This is a genomic window from Rhizobium brockwellii (assembly GCF_000769405.2).
Taxonomy (GTDB): Bacteria; Pseudomonadota; Alphaproteobacteria; order Rhizobiales; family Rhizobiaceae; genus Rhizobium; species Rhizobium brockwellii.
The window spans coordinates 2,307,717-2,322,930 of sequence record NZ_CP053439.1; the positions used below are offsets into that span (position 1 = coordinate 2,307,717).

Below are 15,214 nucleotides of genomic sequence, written 5' to 3' on the forward strand. Positions count from 1 at the left end.
TTCCTGACCGAAGCGACAGACGCGACCTACGCATATTCCGCTGGCCGGAGCAACGAGGCGCTGCAACCGGCATCGTCGACCTAGAAACGATCGACGTCTATGACCGCCTGCGCGAAAGCCTGCGGCGCTTCCTGAGGCAAGTTGTGGCCGATGCCGCCGCCGATCGTGCGATGCTCGTATTTTCCGGAGAATTTACCGGCATAAGCGGAAGGCTGCGGATGCGGCGCACCGTTTGCATCGCCCTCCATGGTGATGGTCGGCACCGAAATGACAGGCGTTGCGGCGAGAGTCGTCTCGTAGGCATCGTACTTGGCCTCGCCTTCGACAAGCCCCAAGCGCCAGCGATAATTGTGAATGACGATCGCGACGTGGTCGGGATTGTCGAAGGCAGCGGCCGATCTGTCGAATGTCGCATCGTCGAAGTTCCACTTCGGCGATGCCGTCTGCCAGATGAGCTTTGCGAAATCATGCGTGTTGCTCTCGTATCCCTGACGACCGCGTTCAGTGGCGAAATAGAACTGGTACCACCAGGCAAGTTCGGCTTTCGGCGGAAGCGGCTTCTTGTTGGCCTCCTGGCTGCCGATCAGGTAGCCGCTTACAGATACCATCGCCTTGCAGCGCTCGGGCCAGAGCGCCGCCATGATGTTGGCGGTCCGCCCGCCCCAGTCGTAGCCGGCAATGACAGCTTTCTCGATATCCAGCGCATCGAGCAGCGCGATCATATCGGCGGCGAGCGCTGACGGCTGGCCGTTGCGCGGCGTCTGGTCGTCCAGGAAGCGGGTCGTCCCGTAACCGCGAAGATAAGGCACGATCACCCTGTAGCCTGCCGCGGCAAGCAGCGGCGCGACATCGACGAAACTATAGATGTCATAGGGCCAGCCATGCAGCAGCAATACAACAGGGGCATCCGCCTTTCCCGCCTCGGCATAACCGATGTCGAGCACGCCTGCCTTGACCTGCTTCAGCGCTTCGAAGGACGTGTTGGTTCCGGGCTTTATAGCTGGCACCGATGCGGCAGTCGCAGACGACTGGGCGGCGGCCGTGCCGGCCACGCCGAATTCGACGGCCGCAAGGGCGATTGCCGTCATGCCGAAGAAACGGCGGCGGTGATGGTTGATTTGCTCTGACATCGGTCTCTCCTGTCGAATGGATCACGGTCGCGAAAAGGCGCTCTACTTGTATCCCCGATATGTCGTAAGCAACCGTTTTTTGAATGCGGATGTAGCTTCCGGCCGCCTGGATACATTCCGATACAATCGCGCTGTGGTCGCATTGGCCGCAGCCGTTTCCTCGCCACCGCGGCAGTTTGTATCGCTTTGTATCGCCGCCGCCCTACCCCGACACTTCGGTACATTTTCCCGCAAAGCCGGACACATCGGGGATACTTCCCACCGGCCATATCCCCGCCGTTGCTGGTTCAGGCCCCATCGCCGCCCAGAGCCCGATCAATCGGTTTCAAAGGAAACGATGATGACACTTCTGATCATTGCCTATCTCGGAGGCGCGCTGACGATCCTCAGTCCGTGCATTCTCCCCATCCTCCCCTTCGTCTTCGCGCGTGCCGGACAGCCCTTCGTCAGGAGCACGCTGCCGATGCTGGCGGGCATGGCCGCCACCTTCGCGCTGGTCGCCACACTTGCCGCAGTCGGTGGCAGCTGGGCCATTCGCGCCAATGAATATGGCCGACTTGCCGCCATCGTCCTGCTTGCGCTCTTCGGCGCAAGCCTACTTTCGCCGCGTTTCGCAAGCACGCTTGCCCGGCCGGTCGTCGACCTTGGCAACAATCTTATCAACGCCACCGGCGGCGGGCGCGGTACCACGACAGTGAAGAGCGCGCTTCTTCTCGGCGTCGCCACCGGACTGCTCTGGGCGCCCTGCGCCGGTCCAATCCTCGGCCTTGTGCTGACCGGAGCTGCATTGCAGGGCGCCAATCTGCAAACGACCTTCCTGCTGATCGCCTATGCCGCCGGTGCTGCAAGTTCGCTTGCCGTCGCCCTGCTTGTCGGCGGCAAGCTCTTCGCCGCCATGAAGCGCTCCCTCGGGTTTGGCGACCGGATTCGCCAGGTGCTCGGCGCTGCCGTGCTGGCGGGTGTCGCCGTCATCGCGCTCGGCCTCGACACCAGCCTGCTCGCCCGGCTCTCCTATGCCAGCACCGCATCGCTGGAACAGGCCGTGCTCGACAGGCTGCATGCAAAGCCGCTCAGCGGCGCATCTTCCGAGCTAGCGAGCAACAAGGTGATGATCGCCGCAGCTGATGCGAAGAAACCCTTCCGCAGCGACTTGCCCGTCGAAGGCCGCGCCCCTTCGCTCGACGGCGCGGTAGAATGGCTGAACTCTGAGCCTCTCACCACAGAGCAGTTGCGGGGCAAAGTCGTCCTCGTCGACTTCTGGACCTATTCCTGTATCAACTGCATTCGCACCATCCCCTATGTCAGGGCTTGGGCCGAAAAATATGCGGACCAGGGTCTGGTCGTCATCGGCGTCCACGCCCCAGAATTTGCCTTCGAGAAGAAGATCGACAACGTCAAGAGAGCGATCGGCGACTTCCAGATCGGATATCCCGTTGCGATCGACAATGACTACAGCATCTGGCGCGCCTTCGAAAACAGCTACTGGCCTGCCGCTTATCTGATCGATGCCAAAGGCCAGATCCGCTACCACCATTTCGGTGAAGGCAATTATAGCAGGACTGAAAAAGCCATTCAGGACCTGCTGCGCGAGGCCGGCAGCCAAACGACGGCGAGTGCGCCGGTCGTGCCGGATGCCAAGGGTGTGGAAGCAGGTCCTGATCTCGGCAATATCGGCTCGGGCGAAACCTATCTCGGCTACGAACAGGCGGCGAACTTCGCCTCTCCCGAAGGGCTGCAGGCCGATACGGCGAAAAACTATTCGATCGCCGAACCCGGCCTCAATGGCTGGGGCCTGTCCGGAACCTGGATCGTCGGCCGGGATCAGGCGACGCTTGATCAGCCGGGCGGTGGCATCACCTATCGCTTCAGCGCCCGCGACTTGCATCTCGTTCTTGGGCCTGGTGCCGGCGACAAGCCGATCCGCTTCCAGGTGAAGATCGACGGCAAGGCGCCAGGGCCCGACCACGGCTCAGACATCGATGCCGATGGCAATGGCACGGTGACCGCGACGAGGCTTTATCAACTTGTCCGCCAATCCGGCACGGTCGCCGCCCGCAACTTCGAGATCCGCTTCCTCGATCCCGGGCTGCAGGCCTACGCCTTCACATTCGGCTGAACCTGAAACGCGTCAATATCCCGATCATCAACAATGACCAAAGGAGTGATAGTCATGAACAAACGTCTTCTTTTCACTGCAGCGCTTGCATTTGCCACCACCGCCATCGCGTTCGCAGCAGAGGCTGCCGCGGTCAAGAACATCGTGATCGTCCACGGCGCGCTGGCCGATGGCTCGGGATGGCGCAAGGCGACGGACATTCTCGAGAAGCGCGGCTTCAACGTCACCATCGTCCAGCAGCCCATTACCTCGCTCGACGACGATGTGGCGGCGACCAAGCGCGTTCTCGACCTTCAGGACGGACCGGTGCTGCTCGTCGGCCACAGCTATGGCGGCATGGTCATCACCGAAGCCGGCAACGATCCCGCGGTCGCGGGCCTGGTCTATGTCGCGGCATTCCAGCCCGACAAGGGCGAAAGCCTGCTCAGCCTCGCCAGCTCGAAGCCCGCCGGCAGCATGGATATAAAGGAAACGAAGGACGGCAAATATCTCTATCTCGATCCGGGCGCCTTCGCCGCGGATTTCGCAGCCGACCTTCCGCAAGCCGAAGCCGATTTCATGGCAAAGTCACAGGTCTTCGCCGCAAAGCAGGCATTCTCCGCCAAGATCACTCAGCCGGCATGGCGGACGAAGAAAAGCTGGTCGATCGTCGCCACCGAGGATCGCTCCATCAACCCCGAGCTTGAACGCGACATGGCAAAACGTGCCGGAAGCGACGTGACTGAAATAAAGGCAAGCCACGCCGTCTTCGCATCCCAACCGGAAAAGGTTGCCGATGCGATCGAAACGGCAGCAAGGAAAGCCGGCGAGTAGCGCGCGCAGCCAGGAATGTCCTCAGCAGTCGCGAGGATGAAGCCTCTGGTCGGAGGGCCACCCGACCAGAGGCGTGACGAAGTCGTCCCTCCCGGCCGAAATGTCGATCTCGTCGTCCCCGCCTCCCGCAGCCGAAGTCGGGCACCATTTATGCGTTCGTGTGACTATTCCATCAAAAAATGGAAGATAAGTCACAAATTCCCATTTCAAATTGCGGAGTTTCTCTATATAAAATTGCGACGATATCCCATGCTCTCGCAACCGGCTGGTGCAGAAGCTGTATCTCGGCGCAGATGCCGAATCGTGGATCGAGGAGCAAACGAGATGGGAATGGCAGTCCCTTGTTAAATTTTCATCAGAACACTATTCCAGTCTAAACGATAAGGGAGACATGCGATATGGATAGTCGCAGGGGCCGGCGCATCGCAGTCTTATCCGAGGCCCTTTCACAACATCGCATTCTGCACATCAAGAATGCTGCCGAGATCCTGGGCGTCTCAGAGATGACGGTTCGGCGTGATGTCAGTGCCAATGCAGACCAATTCGCGTTCCTCGGCGGCCATATCGTTCCGGCTATCGAAGCGGAAAACGATCCTTATGAAATTTCCAAGGCAGCCGACAGTCATGCAGCTGCAAAACGCCAAGTTTGCACACAAGCTGTTGATTACATTCACCATGATGATACGGTGTTTTTCGATTGCGGCACCACGTTACCCTATCTGGTCGATCTCCTCCCAGACCAAATTCACATAACGGCGATCTGTTACGCCATGAATGTCGCCGATCGTCTGACGCGAAAACCCAACGTTCGCCTTGTTATGCTCGGTGGTCTTTACCACCCAGCATCGGCGAGCTTTTTTGGTGCCACGGGGCTGGAAATGCTCGATCAGCTTGTGATTAACGTGGCATTTCTATCTGCAGCTGGTGTCGATGCCCGGCGGGGCGCAACCTGCGCGCATTTTCACGAAGCGGAGATCAAGAAAAAGGCGATGTCCCGGGCGCGAAAGAATATTCTTCTCGCCGACAGCAGCAAAATCGGCAAGCTCAAGCCAGCCTTTTTCAGCGACATGAAGTCGTTCGATGTAGTCATCACCGAAAACGGCATGAACGATTTCGATTGAGAGATCCCGCATTTTTTCTGCGTCTGTCGAAATCTGAACTTGACGCAGCGGCGCGGTGATGCAAACTTCACAAACAGTGAAAAAAAAATCACATTTGAGCCAGTCGTGAAGCTTCCTCCGCGTGCATCTGCACTGATGGCAACAGGATCTTCACGCTCGGATCGGGAGGATTCTAGTTGGAAACCGTTGCTGTTCACAATGCGGCAAACGCGACGCATCATGGAGGCCCTTCGCGATTGCCGGGCGGCACCCACAACCGGCCGCGCAATACCGGTATGGAACTCGACCTGTCGTGGGTGCTTGACACCCGCGTCAACCTGTCTGCGACCGAGCGCCGCGTAGCCTCGCTTCCTGGACGCCGCACAGTCAAAAAGGACGCACAGGCGGCTTGGCTCCTGAAGGCGGTGACCTGCATCGACCTGACGACGTTGAACGGCGACGATACCCCCGAACGCGTCAAGCGGTTGTGCGCGAAGGCGATGAATCCGATACGCGCCGACATTCTGGATTCTCTCGGCATGAGCGGCCGTTCGATCACCACCGGCGCCATCTGCGTCTACCATCGTTTTGTTGCAACGGCCGTCGAGGCACTCGGAGATTCCGGCATTCCGGTCGCCGCGGTTTCGACCGGTTTCCCTGCCGGCCTCAGCCCGCACCACCTCAAGGTCAAGGAAATCGAGGCGTCAGTTGCCGATGGCGCGAAGGAAATCGACATCGTCATCACCCGCGAGCATGTGCTGACCGGCAACTGGACGGCACTCTACGAGGAAATGAAAGAATATCGCGCCGCCTGCGGTGATGCGCATGTCAAGGCCATTCTGGCGACCGGCGACCTGAAGACGCTCCGCAATGTCGCCAAGGCCTCGCTGGTCTGCATGATGGCGGGAGCCGATTTTATCAAGACCTCGACCGGCAAGGAAGGCGTCAATGCGACGCTGGCCGTGACATTGACCATGCTGCGGGCGATCCGCGCCTATCAGGAGCGCACCGGTATCAAGATCGGCTACAAGCCGGCCGGAGGCATTTCCGCGGCGAAGGACGTGTTGAACTACCAGTTCCTGATGAAGGACGAACTGGGGCGCGAGTGGCTGGAGTCCGATCTCTTCCGCATCGGTGCATCAAGCTTGCTTGCGGATATCGAGCGGCAGCTGGAGCATCACGTGACCGGTGCCTATTCGGCCCTCAACAGACACCCGATTGGATGATCCAGATGACTGTTGCAAAGTATTTCGACGAAATGTCCTACGGCCCCGCCCCTGAATCCGATATCGAAGCTCGCGAGTGGCTGGCGCGCCACGCTTCCGGTTTCGGTCACTTCATCAATGGCGCGTTCGTACCCTCCGCGTCGGGCAAGGCCTTCGACACGTTCGAGCCAGCTACCGGCAAGGTCCTGGCGAAGCTCGCAAACGGCGGCGCGGCGGATGTGGACAATGCGGTTGCTGCGGCCCGCAAGGCACAGGCATCATGGGCGCGACTGCCGGGCCACGCGCGGGCGCGCCATCTTTATGCGCTTGCCCGGATGATCCAGCGCCATGCGCGTCTGATTGCTGTGGTCGAGGCAATCGACAACGGCAAGCCCATCCGCGAAACCCGCGATCTCGACGTGCCCCTGGCAGCCCGTCATTTCTATCATCACGCCGGATGGGCGCAAATCCAGGACACGGAATTTGCCGATCACGTGCCGGTCGGTGTCGTCGGCCAGATCATCCCGTGGAATTTCCCGTTCCTGATGCTGGCCTGGAAAGTGGCGCCGGCTCTGGCACTCGGCAACTCCGTCATCCTGAAGCCTGCCGAATTCACCTCGCTGACGGCGCTTCTCTTTGCCGAACTGGCATCCGCGGCAGGCCTTCCGCCGGGCGCACTCAATATCGTGACGGGAGAAGGCGAAACAGGCGCGCTGCTCGTCGGGCATGCGGATATCGACAAGATTGCCTTTACCGGATCGACCGAAGTCGGGCGCGTTATTCGCGAGCGTACCGCGGGTAGCGGCAAATCCTTGACGCTGGAACTCGGCGGCAAGTCACCTTTCGTCGTTTTTGACGACGCCGATATCGACGGCGCCGTGGAAGGCGTGGTCGACGCGATCTGGTTCAACCAGGGACAGGTCTGCTGCGCCGGTTCGCGGCTTCTGGTCCAGGAAGGCATTGCCGATCTTTTCCATGAGCGGCTGAAGCGCCGGATGGAGACATTGCGGGTCGGTCAGCCTTTGGACAAGTGCATCGATATGGGTGCGATCATAGCGCCCGTGCAATTGACGCGGATCGAAGCGCTGGTGAAAAAGGGAGTTTCAGAAGGCGCGACGCTGCATCAGGCCAAGATCGACCTGCCGAAGGGCGGCAGCTTCTACCCGCCGACGCTTCTCAGCGGCGTGCAGCCGACATCGATCGTCGCGACCGAGGAAATCTTCGGGCCGGTTGCGGTCTCCATGACTTTCCGCACACCGGAAGAGGCTATCCAGCTTGCCAATCACACCCGCTACGGCCTCGCCGCCAGCGTCTGGAGCGAGACGATCGGCTTGGCGCTGAACGTTGCGGCAAAGCTCGCAGCCGGCGTGGTCTGGGTGAATGCCACCAATCTTTTCGATGCCGCCGTCGGTTTTGGCGGCAAGCGCGAATCCGGATTCGGCCGCGAAGGCGGACGGGAAGGTTGCTACGAATATCTGAAGCCGAAGGCTTGGGTCGGTCGCAAGGCGCGCGCATCAATGCCCGCACTTTCGCAAGCAAAGCCGGTTGCCGGCGATTTTGCCCTGCCAGTCATCGACCGGACGGCAAAGCTCTTCATCGGCGGCAAGCAGGCGCGCCCGGACGGCAATTATTCCCGTGTCATCGCCTCACCAAAGGGCAAGGCTATCGGGGAGGTCGGCGAAGGCAACCGCAAGGACATCCGCAATGCGGTGGTTGCCGCACAGGCCGCCTCCGCCTGGTCGAATGCGACCACTCATAACCGCGCCCAGATTCTCTATTACATCGCTGAAAACCTCAGTGGCCGCGCCGACGAGTTCGCCTCGCGGATAACAGCCATGACCGGAGCTTCTGCAGCCAATGCAAATGCCGAGGTCGACGCCGCGATTTCCCGTCTCTTCACCTACGCAGCCTGGGCGGACAAATATGAAGGCGGCATTCACCAGCCGCCGCTTCGCGGCGTTGCCTTGGCCATGCCGGAAGCCATCGGCGTCGTTGGCGTCATTTGCCCGCCGGAAGCGCCACTGCTCGGCTTTATCAGTCTGGTTGCGCCGTTGATTGCCACCGGCAATCGTGTCGTCGCGGTGCCGAGTGAGCCCTTCCCGCTTGCGGCCACGGATTTCTATTCCGTCCTGGAAACGTCGGATCTGCCTGCCGGTGTCGTCAATATCGTCACCGGGTCGGCGATCGAACTGGCAAAGATCCTTGCCGCGCACAGTGACGTTGATGCCTTGTGGGCCTTCGGCTCGGCGGAACTTTCGACGATGGTGGAGAAGCTGTCTTCGGGCAATCTCAAGCGAACCTTCGTGGACAATGGCAAGGCGACGGACTGGATGGACAGAGCCGCTGCCGAAGGCGCGCTATACCTTCGCCGCGCTGTGGATGTGAAGAATATCTGGATCCCCTACGGAGAATAAGGGCTCCAACCCTGATCATCCGGGCGGGAGGAGAACCGCACCGGCAGGCGAGAACAACGGAATTTGAGGGAATCGCAGAGCGGGTAACGGAGCTGCGGTTATTGGGCTCTGTTTTGCGGCACGAGGTGCTGCGAAATGGTGCAACTAAGGGAGGATTTTCATGCTGAAGAATATCGATCCGGCTCTGAATGCGGATGTGCTGCACGCGCTCCGGTCCATGGGGCATGGCGACACGGTCGTCGTTTCCGACACCAATTTTCCTTCGGATTCCATTGCCCGGCAAACGGTGCTCGGCAAGCTGTTGCACATAGACAATGTGTCCTCTGCCCGCGCCATCGAAGCTATTCTTTCGGTAATGCCGCTGGATACGCCGCTGCAGCCGTCTGCCGGACGAATGGAAATCATGGGCGCGCCGGACGAGATCCCTCCAGTGCAGCAGGAAGTCCAGGCCGTGATCGACGGCGCCGAGGGCAAGCCGGCGCCGATGTATGGCATCGAGCGTTTCGCCTTCTATGAGGAAGCCAAAAAGGCCTATTGCGTTATCACCACGGGCGAAAACCGCTTCTACGGCTGCTTCCTCTTCACCAAAGGCGTGATTCCGCCGGAAACCGTTTGAGGGGAAACGATAATGAAGGTGGGTGTTTCGATCCTCGGGATTTTCGTCGCCGACACGGCCTATCTGGCCAAGCGCATGCCAAACGTTGGCGAGACCATCACCGGGACCGGTTTTGCGGTAGGCCCGGGCGGCAAGGGATCCAACCAGGCTGTCGCTGCTGCCCGCGCCGGTGGAACAGTCTCCTTCATCTCGAAGATCGGTCGCGACACGTTCGGCGACATGGCGCTGAAGACCTATGCAGAAGCGGGCGTGACGCCGAAGGTTGTGCAGATGGACGATATGCCGACCGGCGCTGCCTTCATCTACGTCAATGACGGTAACGGCGACAATGCGATTATCGTCTATCCAGGTGCCGCAGGCACCATCGGCGTTGGTGATGTTGAGGCGGCACGCGAAACCATCGAGCAATCGGCTGTTTTCGTGACCCAGCTCGAACAACCGGCTGAAGCGGCGCAGCGCGCCCTCGAAATCGCCCATGCGGCCGGCGTTACCACTGTTTTCAATCCAGCACCGGCCGAGCCGTTTCCGGACACGATCTATCGGCTCTGTGATTATATCGTGCCAAACGAAACCGAAGCAGCCGCCATCGTCGGTTTTCCGCTCGACACGCTCGACGACGCCAGACGGGCTGGCGACGCCTTTCTTGCCAAGGGCGTGAAAGCCGCGCTGATCACACTGGGTGGTCGCGGTGTTCTGTATCATACGGCCGGGCAATCGGTTCATGTTCCGGCGGTCTCGTCGGGAGCAGTCATCGATACCACCGGCGCTGGCGACGCATTTGTCGGCGGCTTCTCGGCAGCGCTCTCGCGGGGCGCCAGTCCGGTCGAGGCCGTGCGTTTCGGCTGCGCGACCGCCGGTATTGCGGTGACGCGGCGGGGTACCGCGCCTGCAATGCCGAAGATCGAGGAAATCGAGGCGCTTCTGCAGAAAGGAAGTGCAACATGACCCGCAACGATCCGGTCAAACACTTCTTCATCTGGCCGGCGTTGCTGATCGTGCTGGTGATCTCGATCTTCCCGCTGATCTATTCGCTGACCACCAGCTTCATGAGCCTCCGGCTCGTCCCGCCGATCCCCGCGCATTTCGTCGGCTTCGGTAACTATGCGGAACTGCTTCAGAATCCGCGCTTCTGGAGTGTCACCTGGACGACGACGATCATCGCTTTTGTTGCGGTGTCGCTGCAGTATGTCATCGGTTTTTCCGTGGCGCTGGCGCTCAGCCGTCGCGTGCCCGGAGAAGGTTTGTTCCGTGTCAGCTTCCTCGTGCCAATGCTGGTGGCGCCCGTCGCCGTTGCACTCATTGCCCGCCAGATCCTCAACCCGACGATGGGCCCGCTCAATGAGTTGATGACCGCCTTCGGCTTTCCCAATCTGCCGTTTCTGACTCAGACCAGATGGGCTATCGGCGCCATCATTTCCGTCGAAGTGTGGCAGTGGACACCCTTCGTCATCCTGATGCTTCTTGCCGGGCTGCAAACCCTGCCGGAGGACGTCTACGAGGCTGCCGCGCTTGAAAATGCCAGTCCCTGGCAGCAGTTCTGGGGGATCACTTTCCCGATGATGCTGCCGATTTCGGTGGCGGTGGTCTTCATCCGCCTCATAGAGAGCTACAAGATCATCGACACGGTGTTTGTCATGACAGGCGGAGGGCCCGGCATTTCGACCGAAACGCTGACCTTGTTCGCGTATCAGGAGGGCTTCAAGAAGTTCAACCTCGGCTACACATCCGCCCTGTCCTTCCTGTTCCTGATCGTCATTACCGTGATCGGGCTCGTCTATCTCGCCATCCTGAAGCCCTATCTGGAGAAGCACAAATGAGTGTGCGTGACCTCAAAGGATCCGGCCGCTGGTGGGCGCTCGCAGGTTGCCTGCTGTGGCTGGCCTTCACCTTCTTTCCGCTTTACTGGGTCGCGATCACCTCGTTCAAGTCGCCGCTCGGCGTCGTCGGCGGGCCAACCTATATACCATTTGTCGACTTCGACCCGACGCTGACAGCCTGGAGCGAGCTTCTGTCGGGCGCGCGCGGCCAGTTCTACAACACCTTCATCGCCTCGACGATCATCGGGCTTTCCGCATCGGTGCTGGCCACCTTCATCGGATCCATGGCAGCCTATGCGCTGGTGCGCTTCACCTTCGAGGTCAAGCTGCTGTCCGGCGTGATTTTCGTCGTTGTTGCCTTTGGCGGATATCTTCTCGGCCGTCATGTGCTGGGTTACGGGCAGGCTATTTCGCTGATCTTTGCCTTTATTGCAGCGCTTGCGCTCGCCATCGGCTCCAGCCGAATGAAGCTTCCAGGGCCGCTCCTCGGCAATGATGATATCGTCTTCTGGTTTGTCAGCCAGCGCATGTTTCCGCCGATCGTCGCCGCCTTTGCCTTGTTCCTGATGTACACGGAAATGGGCAAGTTGGGGTTCAAGCTGGTGGACACCTATACGGGCCTCACCTTCGCCTATGTCGCCTTCTCGCTGCCGATCGTGATCTGGCTGATGCGCGATTTCTTTGCGGCACTGCCGGTTGAAGTCGAAGAGGCGGCAATGGTCGACAATGTGCCGTCGTGGAGAATTTTCTTCGGTATCGTCCTGCCCATGTCCAAGCCGGGCCTGATCGCGACATTCATGATCACGCTCGCCTTCGTCTGGAACGAGTTCCTATTCGCACTCTTCCTGACCAGTTCCAAATGGCAGACCCTTCCCATTCTCGTCGCAGGGCAAAACAGCCAGCGCGGCGACGAGTGGTGGTCGATATCGGCAGCCGCCCTGGTCGCGATCATACCCATGGTCGTCATGGCGGGCATTTTGAGCAGGCTGATGCGGTCTGGCCTGCTTTTAGGAGCAATAAAGTGACCGTTCGACAAGCCTAGTCATTGTTCAATTCCGGGGAGGAAAACATGAGAAGATTCCTATTGAGTTCAACGGCCGCAGGACTACTTGCTGCGGCGGGCGTCACATCCGCGCTCGCGTGCGAACCGGACTACACCGGTGTCACGCTCACCGCCACGACGCAGACAGGCCCCTATATCGCCTCTGCGCTGCAACTCGCGGCCAAGGGCTGGGAGGAAAAGACCTGCGGCAAGGTGAATGTCGTCGAATTTCCGTGGTCGGAACTCTATCCGAAAATCGTAACCTCGTTGACCTCGGGCGAAGACACGTTCGACGTGGTCGCCTTTGCCCCGGCCTGGGCACCAGACTTCACCGATTTTCTCTCGGAAATGCCCAAGGCGATGCAATCAGGTGCCGACTGGGAAGACATCGCGCCGGTTTACCGCGAGCAACTGATGGTCTGGAATGGCAAGGTCCTGTCGCAGACCATGGACGGTGACGCCCACACCTATACCTACCGCATCGATCTGTTTGAAAACGCGGAAAACCAGAGCGCCTTCAAGGCGAAGTATGGCTACGATCTGGCCCCGCCGAAGACATGGAAGCAATATCTCGACATCGCCGAATTCTTCCAGCAGCCGGACAAGGGCCTCTGGGGCACAGCGGAAGCCTTCCGCCGTGGTGGCCAGCAATTCTGGTTCCTGTTCAGTCACGTGGCGGGATACACTAGCCATCCCGACAATCCCGGCGGCATGTTCTTCGATCCGGATACGATGGATGCGCAGGTTAACAATCCGGGCTGGGTGCGCGGCCTGGAGGAATATATTCGCGCCTCCAAGCTCGCACCGCCAAATGCGCTGAATTTCTCGTTCGGCGAAGTGAACGCGGCCTTTGCCGGTGGCCAGGTCGCGGAATCGATCGGCTGGGGCGATACCGGCGTCATCGCCGCCGACCCGAAGCAGTCCAAGGTCGCCGGCAATGTCGGTTCGGCATCGCTGCCGGGCTCCGACGAGATCTGGAACTACAAGACCAAAAAGTGGGACAAGCAGCCGGAGGTCGTCCAGACTTCCTTCATGGCCTTCGGCGGTTGGCAGGCGGCTGTTCCGTCGTCCTCCAAGAACCAAGAAGCGGCCTGGAACTATATCCAGTTCCTGACGAGCCCGGCGGTTTCCGGTCAGGCGGCGATTACCGGCGGCACAGGCGTCAATCCTTACCGTCTTTCGCACACGACAAATACGGCGTTGTGGTCGAAGATCTTTTCCGAACGTGAGGCCAAGGAATATCTTGGAAGCCAGAAGGAAGCGGTGACCGCCAAGAACACGGCGCTCGACATGCGCCTACCGGGCTATTTCTCCTATACGGAAATTCTCGAAATCGAGCTTTCCAAGGCATTGGCTGGAGAGGTGACGCCGCAGCAGGCGCTGGATACCGTGGCTGCCGGATGGAACAAGCTGACGGACGAGTTCGGCCGCGACAAGCAACTGGCAGCCTATCGTTCGTCGATGGGCCTGCCTGCAAAGTAAGCCCATCCTCAACATCCCATCCCGGCGGTGCCGGGATGGGATCAGACATCGTTGAAAGAAGAAGCAAACCATCGCCGCTTAAAGTGTCGTGCGTCCTTTCGGACGAAGGACGCTCTAACTCTTTCAATCCTCGTATCGTGCTTTCCGAAAATCGATTCCGATTTTCGGGACGATGCGCTGGGTCAGGCGATGGAATTCTCATGAAAAGGTTACAGCATGTCCCAGGTGCGTTTGGATCAGGTCACCAAATCCTTTGGTAGCGTTGAGGTCATTCCTCCGCTCGATTTGGCAATTGCCGACAAGGAATTCGTGGTTCTTGTCGGGCCTTCCGGCTGCGGGAAGACAACCACCCTGCGGATGATCGCGGGGTTGGAACAGACGACATCAGGGGAAATCCGTATAGGCGAGCGCGACGTTACGGCACTGCGCCCGGGTCTGCGCAATTGCTCGATGGTGTTTCAGAATTACGCGCTCTATCCGCATATGACAGTCGCCGAAAACATCGGCTACGGCATGAAGGTGCGCGGAACGCCGAAGCAGGACATCGATGCCGCCGTTGCAAATGCGGCGCGCATTCTCAATCTCGGTGCCTATTTGAAACGCAAGCCGAACGCGCTCTCAGGTGGCCAACGCCAACGTGTGGCAATTGGCCGAGCGATCGTTCGCCAGCCGGATGTGTTCCTGTTCGACGAACCTTTGTCCAACCTCGACGCTAAATTGCGCATTGAAATGCGAACAGAAATCAAGCTCTTACACCGCAGGCTCAAAACCACGATCGTGTACGTTACACATGATCAGGTAGAGGCGATGACGATGGCAGATCGGGTCGTGGTCATGAATCAAGGGCGGATCGAACAGGCCGCTGACCCGATCACCCTTTATGAATCCCCGAAGAATCTCTTCGTTGCTGCCTTCATCGGCTCGCCAAGCATGAATTTCATCGAGGGGCAACTTGTGCAAAACTCCGGTGGAATTGCCTTCCAAGCCGAGGGTGGCGTCGACATTGCAGTTCCCACGCAAAAAGCCGAGCGCCTTTCGGCGGCAGTGGGACAATCAGTGGTTCTCGGAATCCGACCGGAGCATACTATGGTTAGGGATCCCAACGTTTCAACAGTGAGCCTTCAGGTCGCCGATATCGAGCCACTCGGTCCATATACGCTGGCGATCGGCAAGGTCGGGTCAGCGGCCTTTACTGCCCAAATCGACGCATCATCGCGCGTTGGCCCGGATGACAGAATTAGCGTTCCAATTGATACCCAAAAAATGCACTTTTTCCTTAAAAGTACCGGAGACACGGTGGGCTGAGAACCATCGTGAAGTTATACGGCAATCCACGAAGAGGACATTCGGACATCGCGATCTGCGCCATATGAATTCAAAGATACGTGGCGTCGACAGGGCAGCATAGGCGCTAAAGGGCGTCGCAATGCCTCGATGATCGACGACAATCCGCTCTCCTGCCGGCACCGCCCCGCCGGG

The 15,214-nt window shown here is 59.5% G+C and carries 12 protein-coding genes; 11 read left to right on the forward strand and 1 reads right to left on the reverse strand.

The window, feature by feature from the left end; all coding sequences use genetic code 11:
* Nucleotides 1-80 precede the first annotated feature (80 nt).
* The gene (locus tag RLCC275e_RS11540) at nt 81-1,130 is read right to left on the reverse strand and encodes an alpha/beta fold hydrolase (RefSeq protein WP_033182299.1); all 1,050 of its coding nucleotides are present in this window, start codon (nt 1,128-1,130) and stop codon (nt 81-83) included.
* A gap of 340 nt (nt 1,131-1,470) precedes the next feature.
* Here RLCC275e_RS11540 and RLCC275e_RS11545 point away from each other — a divergent pair, with 340 nt between their 5' ends.
* The 11 genes from RLCC275e_RS11545 to RLCC275e_RS11595 all read left to right on the forward strand — a co-directional run bounded on the left by RLCC275e_RS11545 (nt 1,471) and on the right by RLCC275e_RS11595 (nt 15,040).
* Nucleotides 1,471-3,246 carry a cytochrome c biogenesis protein DipZ gene (locus RLCC275e_RS11545; protein WP_130684387.1) on the forward strand — a complete coding sequence of 592 codons (1,776 nt, stop codon included), beginning with the start codon at nt 1,471-1,473 and terminating at the stop codon, nt 3,244-3,246.
* Between the two features lie 54 nt (nt 3,247-3,300).
* Nucleotides 3,301-4,059, forward strand: a complete 759-nt coding sequence (locus tag RLCC275e_RS11550; protein WP_017994309.1) for an alpha/beta fold hydrolase — start codon at nt 3,301-3,303, stop codon at nt 4,057-4,059.
* A gap of 398 nt (nt 4,060-4,457) precedes the next feature.
* Entirely contained in the window at nt 4,458-5,180 is a 723-nt protein-coding gene (locus RLCC275e_RS11555) for a DeoR family transcriptional regulator (RefSeq protein ID WP_033182298.1), read from the forward strand.
* Nucleotides 5,181-5,356: 176 nt separating this feature from the next.
* A complete protein-coding gene (deoC, locus tag RLCC275e_RS11560; RefSeq protein ID WP_033182297.1) occupies nt 5,357-6,385 on the forward strand; it encodes a deoxyribose-phosphate aldolase in 1,029 nt (342 codons plus the stop codon).
* A 5-nt stretch (nt 6,386-6,390) separates the two neighbouring features.
* Nucleotides 6,391-8,778, forward strand: coding sequence for an aldehyde dehydrogenase family protein (locus RLCC275e_RS11565; protein ID WP_033182296.1), 2,388 nt, complete (start codon nt 6,391-6,393; stop codon nt 8,776-8,778).
* A gap of 160 nt (nt 8,779-8,938) precedes the next feature.
* Nucleotides 8,939-9,394 (forward strand): RbsD/FucU family protein, encoded by a 456-nt coding sequence (locus RLCC275e_RS11570; RefSeq protein WP_033182295.1) that lies wholly within the window; start codon nt 8,939-8,941, stop codon nt 9,392-9,394.
* Nucleotides 9,395-9,406: 12 nt separating this feature from the next.
* The gene (gene rbsK / locus RLCC275e_RS11575; RefSeq protein WP_033182294.1) at nt 9,407-10,339 is read left to right on the forward strand and encodes a ribokinase; all 933 of its coding nucleotides are present in this window, start codon (nt 9,407-9,409) and stop codon (nt 10,337-10,339) included.
* The gene (locus RLCC275e_RS11580) at nt 10,336-11,211 is read left to right on the forward strand and encodes a carbohydrate ABC transporter permease (RefSeq protein ID WP_003560016.1); all 876 of its coding nucleotides are present in this window, start codon (nt 10,336-10,338) and stop codon (nt 11,209-11,211) included. The genes rbsK and RLCC275e_RS11580 overlap by 4 nt, the downstream gene beginning before the upstream one ends.
* Entirely contained in the window at nt 11,208-12,236 is a 1,029-nt protein-coding gene (locus RLCC275e_RS11585; RefSeq protein ID WP_003560018.1) for a carbohydrate ABC transporter permease, read from the forward strand. The genes RLCC275e_RS11580 and RLCC275e_RS11585 overlap by 4 nt, the downstream gene beginning before the upstream one ends.
* Nucleotides 12,237-12,280: 44 nt before the next feature.
* Nucleotides 12,281-13,735, forward strand: a complete 1,455-nt coding sequence (locus RLCC275e_RS11590) for an extracellular solute-binding protein (protein WP_033182293.1) — start codon at nt 12,281-12,283, stop codon at nt 13,733-13,735.
* A 216-nt stretch (nt 13,736-13,951) separates the two neighbouring features.
* On the forward strand, nt 13,952-15,040 hold the full coding sequence (locus RLCC275e_RS11595; protein ID WP_033182292.1) for an ABC transporter ATP-binding protein: 1,089 nt from the start codon (nt 13,952-13,954) through the stop codon (nt 15,038-15,040).
* The last annotated feature ends 174 nt before the right edge of the window (nt 15,041-15,214 follow it).